The organism is Sphingopyxis sp. DBS4 (assembly GCF_024628865.1).
In the GTDB taxonomy this organism is placed as follows: domain Bacteria; phylum Pseudomonadota; class Alphaproteobacteria; order Sphingomonadales; family Sphingomonadaceae; genus Sphingopyxis.
On record NZ_CP102384.1, the window covers coordinates 970,519 to 986,736 of the forward strand.

At 66.4% G+C, this 16,218-nt stretch carries 14 protein-coding genes; 6 read left to right on the plus strand and 8 right to left on the minus strand.

Features of this window, described 5'->3' with window-relative positions:
- Nucleotides 1-13 precede the first annotated feature (13 nt).
- Complete coding sequence (locus NP825_RS04460; protein ID WP_257548805.1) at nucleotides 14-2,041, plus strand: hypothetical protein; 2,028 nt, start codon at nucleotides 14-16, stop codon at nucleotides 2,039-2,041.
- 36 nt (nucleotides 2,042-2,077) lie between these two features.
- On the opposite strand, the gene argC is transcribed toward NP825_RS04460, so the two are convergent.
- The 3 genes from argC to NP825_RS04475 all read right to left on the minus strand — a co-directional run bounded on the left by argC (nucleotide 2,078) and on the right by NP825_RS04475 (nucleotide 5,431).
- Nucleotides 2,078-2,998 (minus strand): N-acetyl-gamma-glutamyl-phosphate reductase, encoded by a 921-nt coding sequence (gene argC / locus NP825_RS04465; RefSeq protein WP_257548806.1) that lies wholly within the window; start codon nucleotides 2,996-2,998, stop codon nucleotides 2,078-2,080.
- Nucleotides 2,999-3,005: 7 nt separating this feature from the next.
- Complete coding sequence (locus tag NP825_RS04470; RefSeq protein WP_257548807.1) at nucleotides 3,006-3,950, minus strand: C40 family peptidase; 945 nt, start codon at nucleotides 3,948-3,950, stop codon at nucleotides 3,006-3,008.
- 68 nt (nucleotides 3,951-4,018) lie between these two features.
- The gene (locus tag NP825_RS04475; protein ID WP_257548809.1) at nucleotides 4,019-5,431 is read right to left on the minus strand and encodes a M17 family metallopeptidase; all 1,413 of its coding nucleotides are present in this window, start codon (nucleotides 5,429-5,431) and stop codon (nucleotides 4,019-4,021) included.
- A 54-nt stretch (nucleotides 5,432-5,485) separates the two neighbouring features.
- Between NP825_RS04475 and NP825_RS04480 the strand changes: the two genes are divergently transcribed.
- Nucleotides 5,486-6,319 carry a DUF3298 and DUF4163 domain-containing protein gene (locus NP825_RS04480; protein ID WP_257548811.1) on the plus strand — a complete coding sequence of 278 codons (834 nt, stop codon included), beginning with the start codon at nucleotides 5,486-5,488 and terminating at the stop codon, nucleotides 6,317-6,319.
- Nucleotides 6,320-6,393: 74 nt separating this feature from the next.
- Entirely contained in the window at nucleotides 6,394-6,576 is a 183-nt protein-coding gene (locus NP825_RS04485) for a DUF3008 family protein (protein WP_257548814.1), read from the plus strand.
- A gap of 56 nt (nucleotides 6,577-6,632) precedes the next feature.
- On the opposite strand, the gene NP825_RS04490 is transcribed toward NP825_RS04485, so the two are convergent.
- Nucleotides 6,633-8,165 (minus strand): NAD(P)/FAD-dependent oxidoreductase, encoded by a 1,533-nt coding sequence (locus tag NP825_RS04490; protein WP_257548816.1) that lies wholly within the window; start codon nucleotides 8,163-8,165, stop codon nucleotides 6,633-6,635.
- Nucleotides 8,166-8,358: 193 nt separating this feature from the next.
- Here NP825_RS04490 and NP825_RS04495 point away from each other — a divergent pair, with 193 nt between their 5' ends.
- Nucleotides 8,359-9,483 (plus strand): DUF47 family protein, encoded by a 1,125-nt coding sequence (locus NP825_RS04495; RefSeq protein WP_257548818.1) that lies wholly within the window; start codon nucleotides 8,359-8,361, stop codon nucleotides 9,481-9,483.
- A gap of 131 nt (nucleotides 9,484-9,614) precedes the next feature.
- The gene (locus tag NP825_RS04500) at nucleotides 9,615-10,628 is read left to right on the plus strand and encodes an inorganic phosphate transporter (protein WP_257548820.1); all 1,014 of its coding nucleotides are present in this window, start codon (nucleotides 9,615-9,617) and stop codon (nucleotides 10,626-10,628) included.
- Nucleotide 10,629: 1 nt separating this feature from the next.
- Here NP825_RS04500 and NP825_RS04505 read toward each other — a convergent pair whose 3' ends face one another.
- The 3 genes from NP825_RS04505 to NP825_RS04515 all read right to left on the minus strand — a co-directional run bounded on the left by NP825_RS04505 (nucleotide 10,630) and on the right by NP825_RS04515 (nucleotide 14,697).
- On the minus strand, nucleotides 10,630-12,105 hold the full coding sequence (locus NP825_RS04505; protein ID WP_257548822.1) for a DUF4403 family protein: 1,476 nt from the start codon (nucleotides 12,103-12,105) through the stop codon (nucleotides 10,630-10,632).
- Nucleotides 12,106-12,461: 356 nt separating this feature from the next.
- Complete coding sequence (rimO, locus tag NP825_RS04510; protein ID WP_257548824.1) at nucleotides 12,462-13,832, minus strand: 30S ribosomal protein S12 methylthiotransferase RimO; 1,371 nt, start codon at nucleotides 13,830-13,832, stop codon at nucleotides 12,462-12,464.
- Nucleotides 13,833-13,989: 157 nt separating this feature from the next.
- On the minus strand, nucleotides 13,990-14,697 hold the full coding sequence (locus tag NP825_RS04515) for a triacylglycerol lipase (RefSeq protein WP_257548826.1): 708 nt from the start codon (nucleotides 14,695-14,697) through the stop codon (nucleotides 13,990-13,992).
- A gap of 125 nt (nucleotides 14,698-14,822) precedes the next feature.
- Between NP825_RS04515 and NP825_RS04520 the strand changes: the two genes are divergently transcribed.
- Nucleotides 14,823-15,149 carry a DUF423 domain-containing protein gene (locus tag NP825_RS04520; protein WP_257548838.1) on the plus strand — a complete coding sequence of 109 codons (327 nt, stop codon included), beginning with the start codon at nucleotides 14,823-14,825 and terminating at the stop codon, nucleotides 15,147-15,149.
- Here the strand turns inward: NP825_RS04520 and NP825_RS04525 are convergent.
- On the minus strand, nucleotides 15,106-16,203 hold the full coding sequence (locus tag NP825_RS04525) for a TrkA family potassium uptake protein (protein WP_257548840.1): 1,098 nt from the start codon (nucleotides 16,201-16,203) through the stop codon (nucleotides 15,106-15,108). The two genes, NP825_RS04520 and NP825_RS04525, sit on opposite strands and share 44 nt — an antisense overlap.
- Nucleotides 16,204-16,218 lie beyond the last annotated feature (15 nt).

Consider the following 16,218-nt stretch of genomic DNA (forward strand, 5'->3'; position numbering starts at 1 on the left):
TGAGGGGCTGGCGGTGCGAAGCATCGCCGCGCTGGGCCGGCATCGCGGCGGTGCGTTGCTGTTCTGCGTGCTGGCTGCGCTTTGTTCGACCTGGCTCTCGGGAATCAACTTTCCCGAACAGAATAATCGATGGCAGATTCCCGTCGTGCTCGATTTTGCCGGTTCGGCGGAAGGACCGCATGACGCCTATTCGCGCAGCTTTGCCAATTTCATCAGCCTGTTCTGGATTGCGGTTCGCGGCTTCACCAACGAAAGCAATATCGAAGCGGTGTTCGTCGCGATCCAGCTTGCAGGCAATGCGCTGCTCGCCAGCGCGATCTTCACGCTGATCCGGCAAGCGGGGAACCGGCCTTGGCCCGCCGCTTTCGTTACCGGCTTTCTGTGTTTCTGCTACGGCCTGTGGGGCGCGACGCCGCTCGGTTATTCCGAGATATTCGTCACTTACGCCACGCATACCCAATATGCCATCGCGCTGTGCCTGTTCGGCCTGGCGCTGATCATGGGCAACCGGCCCTATCTCGCGGCGATCCTGTTCGGCATCGCGGCCAACATCAATTTGTTCATGGCGGTCTGGGGGGGGCTCACCGCCGGGTGCGCGCTTGTCGCCATCCAGTGTCGGATCGTCACGCGCGAGCAGCTTGGCGTTTCGCTGCTGTTCCTGGCGATCGCCGCGCCCGTGACATTGTGGGGCCTGTCGGCGGGCGAAAGCGGAGGGGGCATTCCGGCCGCCTTCTTTCGGGATTTCCTTGCCGGCCATGTCTATGGCTTCGATTATCCGCGCGCGCTGACGCAGAGTTTCGCGCTGCTGCTGGCGGCGGGATTGGCGACTTGTTCGGCGTTTTCGAACGAAGCGGGGCAGCGGCTCGGCATCGTCATGCTCGTCGCTACTGCGGTGCTCGCAGCGGCGGCGGCCATGCCTTATCTGACCGACGCATCGCTGTTGCTGCTGCTTCACCCGCTGCGCTTCACCAGCATCCCGGTCGTGCTGGCAGCGGGCTGCGCCGGGGCGCTGTTCCTTGCAGCGCTGCGCGGCCCGGCGGACGGATCGCCATATGCACCGCCACTGTTTGCGGCGGCGCTGGCGTTGAGCGGTTTCGCCTTGAAATTGCCGGTGGTCAGCCTGTTCGGCTTCGCACTGGCGGTGCCGCGGGACTATCCGCGGACGAGAGCCGTGGCCCTGCTGCTGTCGGTCGCCTGCTCGCTTGCGCTGTTCCTGCCGGCGCCCGATGCCGCTGCGCCGGGCAAGGCCGCGCTAGCTTTGCTGATGATGTGCGGAATTTTGGCGGCGGTCGCCCTTCTCCGTCCCGAAGGCGCACCCCTGCCGCTCCGGCTCACCGTCGCCGCGCTCGGCGAGGCTGCGACCTTGCCGCTGTCGCCCGTTATCGGCGTGTCGGTCCTGCTGGCGACCGTTGCTGCGATCCTGTGCGCCGTGCCGCGGCGTCCGCACGCCGCCGGCGCGGTGGCTGCCGCGGCGGCGGCGCTGATGCTCTGGACGGTGCGGGACGATCCGGCCGCTCTGGCGATGATGGGACTCGGCGTCCTGTTGCTGGCATTCGCGCCGATGCTGCGCACGATTGCGATCGTGCCGCCGCTCGCCCGGGTGGGGCTTTTCGCGCTCGTGCCGCTGTTGATGGTCGCCGGTTTCGTCAACGGTGCGCGCCACGGCTTCGCCCCCACGCCGACTGACGAACAGCGCGACTTTATGGCGGCGCAGCGATGGGCGCGCGTGCATATGCCGCAAAGCGCCAATGTCCTGCCGATCGGCGTCGCGGATGATTTTTCGCTCTTTTCGCGCCGGTCGGTGTGGTGGGAGCAGTCGCAGGGTGCGGCCGTCTTGTGGCAGCCGTCCTTCCTGCCGCTCTGGTCCGACCGGAGAGCCGCGCTCGACGCTGCGTCCACACCCCAGAAGATCGTCGCTCTCGCACGGCGCGAGGGAATTGATTATCTTGTCGTGCGGTCCTCGGAAGCGCCGACGTTTGGCGACCTAGCGCCCGCATATGCGAACGCCCATTTCACGATTCTTGAGGTCGTGCGGCCATAGTCGTGACGAGCCAATGATCGCTCGTCACGGACTCACTTACAGCCGCAGGCCCGCCGTTTCGTCCAGCCCCGCCATGATATTGAGATTCTGGACGCACGCGCCGCTCGCGCCCTTGCCCAGATTATCCAGCCGCGCGACAAGGCGGAGCTGGCTGGCGCTTGGGTCGGCATAGAGCATCAACTCCATCCGGTCGGTCGCGACGTCGCTCTTGCGGAGCAGCAGTTCGCTTTCATCGCCCGCGCTGCGGACGCTGATCAGCGGCGATCCCTCGAAATGCGCCGCGAGGGCATCGAAGGCGGCGTCCGCAACCGCGTGATCGAAGGCGAGCGGCACCTCGACGAGCATGCCGCGAAAGACGGGAACGACCGCGGGGGCGAAGAGCGGCGGATGGATCAGGCCGGCATGGTCGCGCATTTCGGGCACATGCTTGTGCGCAAGAGTCAGGCCATAGCTGCGAAAGCCGATGTCCGCGTCGGCCTCGAAGCGCGCGATCAGTTCCTTGCCGCCGCCCGAATAGCCCGAGACCGCGTTGACGCTGAGCCGCGCGTCGCGCGCGACGATGCCCGCCGCGACGAGCGGCGCGACGAGCGCGAGAAAGCCGGTCGGGTAGCAGCCGGGATTGCTGACGCGCTTCGCCGTCGCGATCGCTGCACGCTGGCCCGCCTTGAGTTCGGGAAAACCATAGGCCCAATCGGGCGCGACGCGGTGCGCGGTCGAGGCGTCGATCACCCGCGTCCGCTCGTTCGCGATCATCGCCGTCGCCTCGACCGCCGCGGCGTCGGGCAGGCAGAGGATGACGAAATCGGCGTCGTTCAGCGCCTCGGTGCGCGCGGCGGCATCCTTGCGGCGCGCCTCGTCGAGCGTGATCAGCGAAAATTCGGTCCGGCCGGCCAGCCGCTCGGCGATTTCGAGGCCCGTCGTCCCCGCCGCGCCGTCGATGAAAACCGTCTGTGTCATGATGATGCTATCGCAATCTCTTCATGCCGCTCACCGGCGGCTGATGTCCTTCTTCCGCAAAGCGCGCGACGACGTCGGCGAGCGGCTCGGTCCTGACCTCCATCCATCGTCGGCTGGCGTGGATGAGCGTGCCCGGATCGGCCATGATGCCGACATGACCGGGAAAGAAGACGAGGTCGCCGCGCGCAAGGTCGGCGGGCGCGACGTCCTTGTCAGCGCCGAGCGCGGCAAGCTGAAGATCGCTGTCGCGCGGCAGCCGGATGCCCGCCGAGGCCCAGGCAAGCTGGACGAGCCCCGAGCAGTCGATGCCGTTCGCGGTGCGCCCGCCCCACAGATAGGGCGTGCCCGCCATGCTTTCGGCCACCGCGGCGGGATCGTCCTCGGCGCGGCCTGCTTCGACGAGCGCGGCGAGGGGGAGGTAGCCGTGCGCGGTCTTGAGCCATTCGCCCTCGGCTTGACCCATTACCAGCGCGCCGCGCGGCAGGACGGCGGGGCCGCCGCTCGCGGCATCGGGCGCCGAGTGGAGCATCGCCTCGATCATCGCGACGCGGTGCGTCGGCGCAATCGGCGCGCCGAGCGCTTCGGCGGCCAGATAGCCGACATAATGGTCGGCGAGGCTGTAACCCCACGCCCAGCCGCCGGTGAGGTCGAGCAGCGCGAAGCCTTCGCCGAACAGCAATTCGCTTGTCTGCTCGGCGTCGAGCGAAGGCGAGGCGCGCATCGCCGCGGCGGGCAGCACGCCGCTCATCATCATCGGCGCGGCATAGTGCGGCGCGAAATGGGTGCCGGCGACCGCGATGTCGGCGAGGTCGGGACGGATCGCGACGGTGCGCGGGTCGAACGCCTGCGACGTGCCGGTCAGCCCGAAACGGTCGCGGCCATGCCCGGCGACGCCGGGGCGCCCCATCCGCACGCGGTTCGCCGCCAGATAATCGCCACTATTCGCTGTCACATACCGTCCTGTCATAAGCCGCCGCAGGCGGACAATCGCGGCGCATTAGACCAGCGGTCCCCATTTTATCAAGACGCTTCGCCCTTGCCGCGGCGGTCGTAGCGTGCTTGCAGCATCGCCCAGGCGGCGCGCAGGCCGAGCGCTGCGCCGCCCTTCGGCCGGCCGGGCCTGGCCGAAGGGCGCCAGGCGAAGGTGTCGAAATGCGCCCAGGCGGCATCGTCGGGGATGAAGCGTTTGAGGAACAGCGCCGCGGTGATCGATCCCGCGAAGGACGAATTGCCCGCATTGCCGAGGTCGGCGATGTCGGTTTCGAGCAGGTCGGCATAACCGTCCCACAGCGGCATCCGCCACAGCGGGTCGTCGCGATCGGTGCCGCCGCGCAGCAGATCGTCGGCGAGGGCATCGTCATTGGCATAGAGCGCGGGCAGGTCGGGGCCGAGCGCGACCCGCGCGGCGCCGGTCAGCGTCGCGAAATCGACGATCAGTTCGGGCTTGTCCTCGCCCGCCTTTGCGAGCGCGTCGCCGAGCACGAGCCGGCCCTCGGCGTCGGTATTGCCGATCTCGACCGTCAGCCCCTTGCGGCTTTTGAGGACGTCGCCGGGGCGGAAAGCGTCCGAGGAGATGGCGTTCTCGGCGGCCGCGACGAGGCATTGGAGCCGCACCGGCAACCCGCTCGCCATCACCAGTTCGGCGAGTGCGAGGACGTGCGCGGCGCCCCCCATGTCCTTCTTCATCAGACGCATGCCCGCCGCGGGCTTGATGTCGAGCCCGCCGCTGTCGAAGCTGATCCCCTTGCCGACCAGTGCGATGCGCGGATGATCCTCCTTGCCCCAGACGATCTCGATCAGCCGCGGCGCGTGATGCTTCGCCGCGGCGCGTCCGACCGCGTGGATCATCGGATAACCCTGTTCAAGCGCTTCGCCCTTGGTGACGGTCAGCGTGCCGCCGTGCGCCTTGGCGATGCGCTCGGCCGCCTTCTCGATCGCCGCGGGCCCCATGTCGGCGGCGGGCGTGTTGACGAGGTCGCGAACGAGCGCGACCCCGCGCATCTCCGCGACCGTCGGTGCGATCGCGCCGACGTCGGCGGTCAGCAGCACGCGCGGGCCCTTGACGGGCGGGTTCGATTTATAGGCGTCGAAGCGATATTGCGCGCTCAGCCAGCCGAACAGCGCCTTGCCCGGCTGCTGCCCTTCGAGCCGGTAACGGCCTTCGGGCAGGATCTGCGCGAGCTTGGCGAGGCACCAGGCCGACAGCGCGTCGACTTTCGCCACCGTGGTCACCACTGCCCAGCGCTCGGGATCGTCGCCGGGCAGGATGGCGTGGACGAACGCGTCGGGCTTGAACCCGACCGCGGCGAGGTGCGCGCGCTCGCGCGCGTTGCGGCCTTTCAGCCATTCGTCGTAGTTCGTCTTGTCGACGACATGGATCGCACGGGCATCCTGTCCCTTGTCGGGCTGGATCAGGTCGGAATAGTCGGTCATGCCGCCGTGCTAGGCCGGTGGGGAAACTTTGTCGATTCCCGGCGTTGTTGGAGCATGACGACGACATTCCGCCACCCGATCGCCGCGCTCCTTCTGACGAGCCTTCCCCTGATCAACGCCTGTTCGGAGAAAGCGCAAACCCCAGCGGAAAAGGCCGCGGCCGCCGCGGTTCCCGGCGCGCCGCCGGGCGGCGCCGACGATGTCGCGGCGCGGCAGGCGACGGCGTCGAACGTGCGCGAAGCGAATGATCTCGTCGAATTCGCCTATTCCTATCCGGTCGAAGCGGCGCGCATTCCGGCACTCGCCAAATGGCTCGACAATGATCGCGCGGTGAAGCGCGACGCGCTGGTCGCCGAGGCACGGCGCGACCGGGCGACGGCGGAGAAGGAGGGCTTTCCCTATCATGCGCACAGCCATTTGCAGAGCTGGAAGCGCGTCACCTCGACCCCGCGCTTCCTCAGCCTGTCGAGCGAGATCGGAACCTATATGGGCGGCGCGCACGGGATGCAGGGGTTCGACACGCTGATCTGGGACCGCAACCATGCGCGCCGGCTCAAGCCGCTCGACCTCTTCACCAGTCCCGCCGCCTTCGACAACGCCGTGAAGGACGATCTGTGCGCCGGCATCGAGCGCGCAAAGGCAGCGCGCGGCGTCACCTGGTCGCGCGAGCCCGGCACGCCTTTTGCGGATTGCCCGGTGCCGTCGGCGCAGACGATCTGGCTCGGCTCGTCGGACGGTCGCTATCTCGATCGCCTGACGATCGCGATCGGCCCTTATGAAATCGGCCCCTATGCCGAGGGCAGCTACAAGATCAACCTGCCGATGTCGGCGGCGTTGGTGAATGCGCTGAAGCGCGAATATCAGCGCGATTTCCTGCCGATACATTGATTCGCGTAAGAACTGTGCATCCCGACGGCGGTCCGATCGTTAAGGATTTGCGGGGCGAGCAAGGAGACAGACTCATGCCAGCCAAATCCAAAGCTCAGCAGAAAGCTGCCGGCGCTGCGCTTAGCGCCAAACGCGGCGACACCCCGAAATCGAAGCTGAAGGGCGCGTCGAAGGAGATGGTCGACAGCATGTCCGAAAAGCAGCTCGAGGACTTCGCCAAAGGCTCGACCAAGGGCAAGCCCGAGCACGCGGATTAGCGCGCGCTCTCCCTGTCTCGTCATCCCGGCCTTCGCCGGGATGACGAAAGGAAGAATTACTCCGCCGCTTCCAATTCCGCTGGAGCCGGCATCACCTTTGCGGCCTCGCCCGCCTTGGTGAAGGTCAGCACGCCGTCGGCGATCTCGCCGGTCCGCATGTCGATGCGGTCCTGCACATAAGTCTGGCTGAGCCGCCACGGCAGCTTGTCGGCGTTCTTCGGCATGATGTGCAGGGCGCGCTGGATATAGCCCGACGAGAAGTCGAAGATATTTTCCTCGGTCAGGCTGTTCGGATCGGCGAGCACCGGGGTTGCGACGTCGGTGCCGGTCTGCTGCATGTGGTTGAGCACGCGGCAGACATATTCGGACACGATGTCGGCGCGTAGCGTCCAGCTCGCGTTCAGATAGCCGAACACGACCGAAAAGTTCGGGATGTTCGAGAACATGCACGCCTTGTAATAATAATGCTCGTTCCACGCGACCGCTTCGCCGTCGACGCGCACCGGAATCTTGCCCGCGACCGCGAGTTTCAGCCCGGTGGCGGTGATGATGATGTCGGCGTCGAGATGCTTGCCCGACTTGAGCTGGATGCCCGTCTTGTCGAAACGCTCGATATGGTCGGTGACGACCGACGCCTTGTCGGCCTTCATCGCCTCGAAGAAATCGGCGTCGGGGACGAGGCAGAGCCGCTGCTCCCAAGGGTTGTAGGGCGGCGTGAAAGCCTGCGCGTCATAGCGGTCGCCGAGGCTGTCCTTCAGCTTTTTGGTCAGAAATTCCTTGACCTTCTCGGGCCTTTCGCGCGCGCGGCGGAAGGCGATGTCCTGGAGCCGGACATTCTTGAAGCGCGTGATCTTGTAGGCAAGCTTCTCCGGCAGGAATTTGCGGAGCGTGTTCGCGAAAGCGTCCTTCGCGGGGCGGATGAAATACCAGGTCGGGGTGCGTTGGAGCATCGTGACGTGCGCCGCGCCCTTGCCGTCGCCCTTTTCGGTCATCGAGGGGACGATCGTCACGGCGGTGGCGCCCGATCCGATCACGACGACCTTCTTGCCCGCGTAATCAAGGTCCTTCGGCCAGAATTGCGGATGGATGATCTGGCCTTGGAAATCTTCGCGCCCCGCGAATTCGGCGTCGAACGGCTCGTCATAATCGTAATAGCCCGAGCCGAGATAGAGCCAGCGTGCGGTCGTCGTCGTCACCGCGCCCTTGTCGTTCTCCATCGTCACCGTCCAGCGCGCCGCCGCGCTGTCCCAGTCGGCACCGATCACCTTGGCATTGAAGCGGATCTTGTCGCGAATGCCGCGTTCGTCGACGATGCGGTTCAGATAGTCGAGGATCGCGGGTCCGTCGGCGATCGACTTTTCATGCCTCCACGGTTCGAAGACGAAGCCCAGCGTGTGCATGTCGCTGTCCGAGCGGATGCCGGGATAGCGGAACAGATCCCAGGTGCCGCCCAGATTGGCGCGCCGCTCGGCCAGAGCGAAACTGCGATCGGGGCAGTTCATCTGAAGATGCGCCGCCATGCCGATGCCCGAAAGGCCCGCGCCAACGATCAGGACGTCCTGGTCCACAGGGCTCGCCGTGCCTGCCATGATTTCGTCTCCCGTCTGTCTTTAGGGTGCAGCTTACGCACCGCGTTGCATTTTGCAATCGAATTGACGTTTACGGAAAGTGCCGCTGCGGCTATGGGCTTTTTTCGCTGTCACATATCCGTCATGGCGATGTCATTCATTTGCAATCAGGGCCGCCGGACGGGGCGGCAACGGAACGAACCAGACCAGACGAATGCGGCAGATCGCGGTCCTTCCTTATCGATTCGGCGGCCCCGACAAGGACGGGCCGACCGAGATTTTGCTCGTCACTTCGCGCGGCACGGGGCGCTGGGTGATTCCGAAGGGCAATCCGCTCACCGGGCTCGACCGCCATGCCTCCGCCGCGGTGGAGGCCGAGGAAGAGGCCGGGGTGATCGGCGCGGTCTGCCCGACCTCGATCGGCAGCTATGAATATCGCAAGCGCCGCGCGAACGGCGCCGCGATCATGTACAATGTCGAGGTGTTTCCGCTCGCGGTGACGCGCGAACTCGACGAATGGAAGGAAATGGACGAGCGCGAGCGGCGCTGGTTCACGCTCGATCAGGCGGCGGACTCGGTCGACGAGGCCGATTTGCAGGCGATGATCCGTTCGTTCGGCGACGGGGGGTTCCGCGCCGCGGCGCGGCGGTCGGGCGTCGTCTATAATGTTGCCCAGAAAACGGGGGTCAATCGCATGTTTGCCTGGTTCCAGCGCCTGCTTCCCAAGCAGGGCAATTTCTTCGACATGTTCGAGGCCCATGCGGCGACGCTGTCGGCGGGAGCCGAGGCGCTGGCGCGGATGATGCAGGGCGGCGAGGGGATCGCCGACCATATCCAGGAGATCGTCGAGCGCGAACATGACGCCGACGCGATCACCCGCGAAGTGCTCCAGACGGTGCGCCGCACCTTCCTGACCCCGTTCGACCGCAGCGCGATCACCGACCTGATCGCGGCGATGGACGATGCGATCGACGAGATGCAGAAGACCGCAGGCGCGGTCGACCTTTACGACGTCACCCAGTTCGAGCCCGAGATGCGCGATATCGCGGGCCTGATCGTCGATGCCGCGCGGCTGACGGTCGAGGCGCTGCCGCTGCTGCGCAACATCTCCGCCAACGGCGCACGGCTGCACGAGCTGACCGAACGGCTGGTGCGGATGGAGGGCCACGCCGACGAAATCCACGCCGCGGGACTCAAGCGCCTGTTCAAGGAATATGGCTCGTCGGACACGATGCGCTTCCTGATCGCGCGCGAACTGTTCCGCCACCTCGAACGGGTCACCGACAGTTTCGAGGACGTCGCGAACGAAATCGACGGCCTGGTCATCGACCATGCCTGATGGGGTAATGCTCCCCCAAATTCCGTTCGCATCGAGCGAAGTCGAGATGCCCATCGTTACGGCGTTCGGCCGATGGGTGTCTCGACTTCGCTCGACACGAACGGGGCGCGGATCGGCGGAAGACTGATCGGATGCACGAACTCGCTTTTCCCCTGCTCGCCGGCCTGATCCTGCTCGCGCTGGCGTTCGATTTCCTGAATGGCCTGCACGATGCGGCGAACAGCATCGCGACCGTCGTCGCGACGCGGCTGCTGCGGCCGGTGCAGGCGGTGCTCTTCGCGGCCTTCTTCAACTTCGCGGCATATTTCCTCAGCCTCGCCTTTCCGGCGCTGCACAAGGTGGCGGAAACGATCGGCGCCGGGCTGATCGACAAGGATCTGGTGACGCCCGCGGTCGTGTTCGGCGCGTTGGTCGGCGCGATGTTCTGGAATGTCGTGACCTGGCTCAAGGGCATTCCCTCCTCGTCGAGCCACGCGCTCGTCGGCGGCATCGTCGGCGCCGGGGTCGCGCATGCCGGGTTCGAGGGTATCCAGTGGACGGGCCTCAACAAGACGGTCATCGCGATCTTCCTCTCGCCGATGCTCGGGATGCTGCTCGCGATGCTGGTGATGCTGCTCAGCAGTTGGGCGCTGCGCCGCGCGACCGCGAAATTCGCCGAGAGCAGCTTTCGCTTCCTCCACCTCTTTTCCTCGGCCGCCTATTCGCTGAGCCACGGCCTCAACGATGCGCAGAAGACGATGGGGGTGATCACCGTCCTCCTCTATTCGACCGGCTATATGACCGGCGAATTCCATGTCCCGCACTGGGTCGCGATCTCCTGCTACATCGCGATCGGCATGGGGACGCTGTCGGGCGGGTGGAAGATCATCGAGACGATGGGCGGCCGCATCACCAAGCTGTCGCACCATCAGGGTTTCGCCGCCTCGACCGGCGGGTCGATCGTCGTGTTCACGGCCAGCCTGCTCGGCATCCCGGTGTCGACGACGCACACGATCACCGGCGCGATCATCGGCGCCGGCGTCGCCCGCCGTGCCAGCGCGGTGCGCTGGGGCGTCGCGAGCAACGTCGTCGTCGCCTGGTTCATCACCATCCCGGCGAGCGCGGTGGTGGCGGCGATCTTCTATTCGCTGACGCGCCTTTTCTGAATCAGCGCGCCGGGCGCCAGGCGACGCTCGCTCCACCGGTCATCCGCACCGGCAGATACAGCCCATTTCCATAGGCCTTGATCTCGCCTGTCTCGAAGCCGTCGATGCGGGTACGGATCACGAAAGCGCCCTCTCGCCGCTCGTCGACCGCGCGCCTGATCTTGCCTTCGAGTTCTTCGAGATCGCGGGTGAAATTCTGGGTGAGCGCCTCCGCGATCAGCGGCGCGAAATCCGGGCTGCGGCCGATCAAGATCAGCAAGTCGCCGCCGACGCCATCGGTATCGCCGTTGACGACGAGATCGGTGAAGCGGACCTGCGCCGATCCCGGTTCGTTCGCCGGCACCGCGGTCATCCATATCCGCCCGCGCGTCGGTTCGCCGGTCCGGGCCTCCAGCCGCGCCTCGACGTCGGTGCCCACCGCGATCCGGCCGCCCGGCGCGCCATAGACGGTCGACTTACCGAACTTGACCATCATCGGCCCGAGCTTCGGCAGCACGAAGGGCCGCGTTGCGCGCTTCGCCAGCGCGCGGTCGATCACCGGTTGGAGCTGCGCATAGTCGGCGATCACCGGAACGCGGATGTCGAGGCGCGGGCGCGGCGTCTCGCGCACCAGTTTCGGCAGCGGCGTCGGCTTCGGGTCTTCGGGGCGGTCCGAGACGAAGGTCTCGGTCACGCCTTCGATGCCGAGATTGAGCTTCAGCCGCAGCCCGTCGAGCCGGAAGCCGCCGTAGAGGATGCGCTGCGGCGTCACGCGCATCCAGACCGGCGGATTCTCGCGGTTGAGTTCGAGCGCGGTGAAGCTCTGCCGCCAGATGTCGGCGGCCTGCGAGCGAATGTCGATCTTCGCGATCTCGCGATTCACTTCGCGCTCGACGTCGCGAACGACGGGGGCGAGCTTGGCGTCGGCCTGATCGGTGAAGGTGATCCGCTTGCCGAGGAAATCGATCCCCGGCGCCCTGGTCCAGCCATAGCGGATCCGCGCCTTGCCCTGCATCCGCCAGTCGGAGGTCAGGTCGATGCGGATGCGCGCATGGGCGAGCGCCGATCCGGTCGCGGTCTCGCCCTTCAGCACCCCGCCGACGTCGCGCGCCGCGACCGTCGCGTTCAGCGGCACGTCGACGACGACCTCATTGCCTTCGCCGCGCAGCCGCAGCGCGCCGCGCGTGACCTGTCCGACGATCGTGCAGGGAATGGCGGGTGTGACCTTGACCTTGCGCCCGAAGACCTTGACGCGCTGCGGCGGCACGCACGCCTTCTCGCGCTGGTCGATCGACCATAATGTCCGCGGCACCGCGCGTTCGAGTTCCTGCCGCAGCGACGCGATGTTCGCGTCGATCGGCACCGCGATCAGCGACGTCTGGCTGGGCGTAGGCGCGCTATCGGTGGCGTGCGGCGGAGCTTCGGCGCCTCCCTTGGCGGGGTCGCAGGCGGTGAGTGTCGCGGTCGACAGCAAGGCCGATATCAAGAGCCGGGTCATCCGCATGTCATGCCCCTGATGCAATCCATGACGGTTATAATGTCGATGGCGCGAAGCGGTTCCCGGTGAAGAAGGGGCGATCGGAAAGGCGCGAAAATCTGCGTAACTTCACACTGGATTCGGTTTGCACCGACGTCCCGCCGCCCGAAGGCGAAGAAGCTAAAGGCGACAAAAGCTACGGACGTGCGCGATGAAATTGTCTCCTTTGTCGCCTTAAGCGAATAACCGCAGGGAGCGCGTTGTGCGGGTTCGCGCTTCCGCATAGGGCAGAAAGAAAGACACGGGTCGGGCATGAGCAAACGCTAACTCGGCCGTCCTTTGTAGGACAGCGGTTTTGGCTTGCTGTGCGGTGAAATTCAGCCGGGCACCACCCCGAACAGGTCGTGCTCGTCGGCATCCTCGACGACGACATCGACGATGTCGCCGGCCTTCAGCGTCGCCGCGACGTCGCGGAGGTAGACATGACCGTCGATCTCGGGCGCGTCGGCCTGCGAACGGCCGGTGGCGCCGATGCTGCCCTCTTCGTCCGCCTCGCCGACCTCGTCGATGATCACAGGCAGCGTGCGGCCGATCTTGGCCGCGAGTTTCGCGGCGCTGATCGCGGCGGTCTTGGCCATGATGCGCTGGAAGCGTTCTTCCTTGACCTCTTCGGGCACCGGATCGGGCAGGGCGTTCGCCTGCGCGCCCGCGACCGGCTCGAAGCGGAAGGCGCCGACGCGGTCGAGTTGCGCTTCGCCCAGCCAGTCGAGCAGATATTGGAAATCTTCCTCGGTTTCGCCCGGGAAGCCGACGACGAAGCTCGACCGGATCGCGATGTCGGGGGCGATCGCGCGCCACGCCTTCAGACGTTCGAGCACCTTGGCCTCGTTCGCGGGGCGCTTCATCCGCTTGAGGACGCTCGGGCTCGCGTGCTGAAAGGGGATGTCCAGATACGGCGTCAGCAACCCCTCGGCCATCAGCGGGATCACCGCATCGACGTGCGGATAGGGGTAGACATAATGGAGGCGCACCCACGGCGCGCGGCCCTCGCCGGTGCGAAGCTGGCCGAGTTCGCGCGCGAGGTCGGTCATGTGCGCGCGGACCTCGCGGCCCTTCCACGCGCGCGGGTCGTGGCGGATATCGACGCCATAAGCCGAGGTGTCCTGGCTGATGACGAGCAATTCCTTCGTTCCCGCCGCGACGAGCTTTTCCGCCTCGCGCAGCACCGCGTCGATCCGGCGGCTGACCAGCTTTCCGCGCAGATCGGGGATGATGCAGAAGGAACAACTGTGGTTGCAGCCTTCGCTGATCTTCAGATAGCTGTAATGGCGCGGCGTGAGTTTCAGCCCGCCCTCGGGCACGAGATCGACGAAGGGGCCCTGCGTTGGCGGTGCGGCGTCGTGGACGGCATCGACGACCTGCTCATATTGATGCGCGCCGGTGACAGCGAGCACCTTCGGGAAGCGTGCGCGGATGACGTCGGCCTCGCTGCCCATGCAGCCGGTGACGATGACGCGGCCGTTCTCGGCCATCGCCTCGCCGATCGCCTCGAGGCTCTCTTCCTTCGCCGAATCGAGGAAGCCGCAGGTGTTGACGAGCACCACGTCGGCGCCGGCGTAATCGGGCGACAGGCCGTAGCCGTCGGCGCGCAGCTTGGTCAGAATCCGTTCGCTGTCGACGAGCGCCTTCGGGCAGCCGAGCGACACCATGCCGACCTTCGGCTGGGAGGGGAGGGTTTTGACTGTCATGATCGGCGGCGCCCATAGGGGATTTTTGCGGGTTTGTCACGCTTGTGCTTTGGCGTCATTGCGAGACTCCGAAGGAACTGCGGCAATCTCCAGCTATCGCCCTGGCTGGTCGATAGCTGGAGATTGCTTCGTCGCCTCCGCTCCTCGCAATGACGACTCAGCCTTTCCCCGCCAACGTATCGGCGATGATCCGCCACACGCGCGGGTTGATGCCGAGGCCGAGATGCGTCGCGTCGACTTTCAGGTTCCGCGCCTGCGGATTGTAGATGTCGACCGCGATGTCGGGTCCGACGATGCCGTCGCGGTCCGAATAGATCACCGTTAGCGGCTGGCGTAGTCCCCTCAGGTTGCGTGCGTGGATCTCGCGCTCATAGGCGTCGAAGTCGCGTCCCGCGAAGCGTTCGGCGAGCGCAGTATATTTGGGACCGCCGATGATCGGCGTGCCCATGGTGATAATCTCGCGCACCAGATGCGGATATTCGCGCGCCGTCTCGCGCGCGATCACGCCGCCGAGGCTCCAGCCGACCAGGGTCAGCGGCGCGCCGTCGGTCTTGGCCCATTCGACCGCCTGCGCGGCGAAGCGCTGGACGTCGGCGCCGACGCGGCCCTCGTTGCGGCCGAGACCCCAGTCGCGGACATGATAGCCGAGGTGGCGGAGCCACGCTTCGAGCGGGCGCATCGACAGTTCGCTCGCGCCATAGCCGGGGAGCAGCACGACCGGCCGCCCGTCGCCTCGCGGGGCCCCGATCAACTGCCAGCCGCCGAGGCCATAGCGCAGCATGTCGAACGGCAGCGCCAATTCGCCGAGCGTCGCGAGCCGGCTCGGCGGTTTCAGGCCGCGGGGCAGCGGAATGTCGCGGGGCATCGCTTTCTCCCTCCCTCGTGGCTATAGAGCGGCCGTGTTGAAGCTGACCTATCTTTCCGTTCGTGTCGAGCGGAAGAGGGGGATGCCGACCTGATGCGCGACAAACGGATGAGAGGGAGCGAACCATGATCGGCGTACTGGCGGCGATTTCGGCGGCGATCGCGGTGGCGGCAGGGGCGTTCGGCGCGCATGGCGCGGCGGGGCCGCAGCAGGCCGAGTGGCTGCGTACCGGCGGCCTCTATCAGCTTGTCCATGCAGTCGCGGCGCTCGCGATCATGGGGAGCGCGCGCGGGCCGGCGATCACCTTGCTGGTCGGGGCCGCGATCTTTGCCGCGACTCTCTATGCGATGGCGCTCGGGGCGCCGAAATGGCTCGGCGCGGTGACCCCGATCGGCGGGACTTTGCTGATTATCGGCTGGCTTTGGGCAGGGTGGATTTACTGGCGGGGCTAGGCCTCGCTTCGCAATCCTCGCAATTGATGACTTCCAGGATCGTGTCGCCGGCTTCGAGCCGCTGCGCCTCGGGCTCCCAGAAGCCATAGGGCTTGCCGCCGCGATAGACGCGCAGGCCGCGGCCGCCGCTCGCGAGCTGGTCGAGGCCGCGCCCGATCTCCTCGGAACTGATCGGCCGCTCGCGAAGCTGCACGCGCCCGCCCGTCCCGGCGAGGTCGGCCATATAATCGGCCATATGCTCGCCCTGCGCCGATCCCGCGAGGAGCAGGCCGGTGAAGCTGACCGGATTGATGACGTTGCTCGCCCCCGCCTGCCGTGCCAGCAGTTCATTGTCCTGGGTGCGGATGACGACGCTGATCGGAACCTCGGGCGCGAGGTGGCGGACGGTCAGCACGATCAGGATCGAGGTGTCGTCGCGCCCCGCCGACACCAGCACCGACTGCGCCTCGGCGATCCGCACGTCGAGGAGGGTTTCGTCGCTCGATGCATCGCCCTCCATCACATTGCAGCCCATCGCCTCGGCGGCGTTGATCCGGCCGCGCGACGGGTCGATCACGACGATGCACGCGGGGTCGGTGCCGCGCGCGATCAGTTCCTTGACCGCCTCGCTGCCGCTGACGCCGAAGCCGAGGACGACGATATGGTCGGTGAGTTTTGCCTGAATGCGGGCCATACGCCATTTATCCCATGTGCGCTTGATGACGAAACTATAGGCGGTGCCGAGGAAGATGAAGAGGATCGCGATGCGGATCGGCGTCACAATCACCGCCTCGATCAGCCGCGAGCGGTCGGATACCGGGGCGATGTCGCCGAAGCCCGTCGTCGTGACCGAGATCATCGTGAAATAGACGACGTCGAGGAAGCTGATCTGCCCGTCGTGGCTGTCGTGGAGCCCCGCGCGGTCGATCCAGTGGACGAGGATGACGATCGCAATCAGCGCGAAGGCGAGACCGAGCCGCGCGCCGAGGTCCGCCCAGACCGGCCATTTGGCCGCGCGGCGCAGCGTCTGGAAACCCTGTTGCAGTTTCAGCTTCGGATTGGGCCGCCGGCTCATTGCGGTCCTTTTGCC

Bases quoted from the DNA above. Each gene is read 5' to 3' on its own strand.
- NP825_RS04525 (WP_257548840.1), bottom strand. From the start codon at position 16,203: ATGAGCCGGCGGCCCAATCCGAAGCTGAAACTGCAACAGGGTTTCCAG.
- rimO (WP_257548824.1), bottom strand. From the start codon at position 13,832: ATGACAGTCAAAACCCTCCCCTCCCAGCCGAAGGTCGGCATGGTGTCG.
- NP825_RS04515 (WP_257548826.1), bottom strand. From the start codon at position 14,697: ATGCCCCGCGACATTCCGCTGCCCCGCGGCCTGAAACCGCCGAGCCGG.
- NP825_RS04485 (WP_257548814.1), top strand. From the start codon at position 6,394: ATGCCAGCCAAATCCAAAGCTCAGCAGAAAGCTGCCGGCGCTGCGCTT.
- NP825_RS04505 (WP_257548822.1), bottom strand. From the start codon at position 12,105: ATGACCCGGCTCTTGATATCGGCCTTGCTGTCGACCGCGACACTCACC.
- NP825_RS04490 (WP_257548816.1), bottom strand. From the start codon at position 8,165: ATGGCAGGCACGGCGAGCCCTGTGGACCAGGACGTCCTGATCGTTGGC.
- NP825_RS04520 (WP_257548838.1), top strand. From the start codon at position 14,823: ATGATCGGCGTACTGGCGGCGATTTCGGCGGCGATCGCGGTGGCGGCA.
- NP825_RS04480 (WP_257548811.1), top strand. From the start codon at position 5,486: ATGACGACGACATTCCGCCACCCGATCGCCGCGCTCCTTCTGACGAGC.
- NP825_RS04500 (WP_257548820.1), top strand. From the start codon at position 9,615: ATGCACGAACTCGCTTTTCCCCTGCTCGCCGGCCTGATCCTGCTCGCG.
- NP825_RS04475 (WP_257548809.1), bottom strand. From the start codon at position 5,431: ATGACCGACTATTCCGACCTGATCCAGCCCGACAAGGGACAGGATGCC.
- argC (WP_257548806.1), bottom strand. From the start codon at position 2,998: ATGACACAGACGGTTTTCATCGACGGCGCGGCGGGGACGACGGGCCTC.
- NP825_RS04495 (WP_257548818.1), top strand. From the start codon at position 8,359: ATGCGGCAGATCGCGGTCCTTCCTTATCGATTCGGCGGCCCCGACAAG.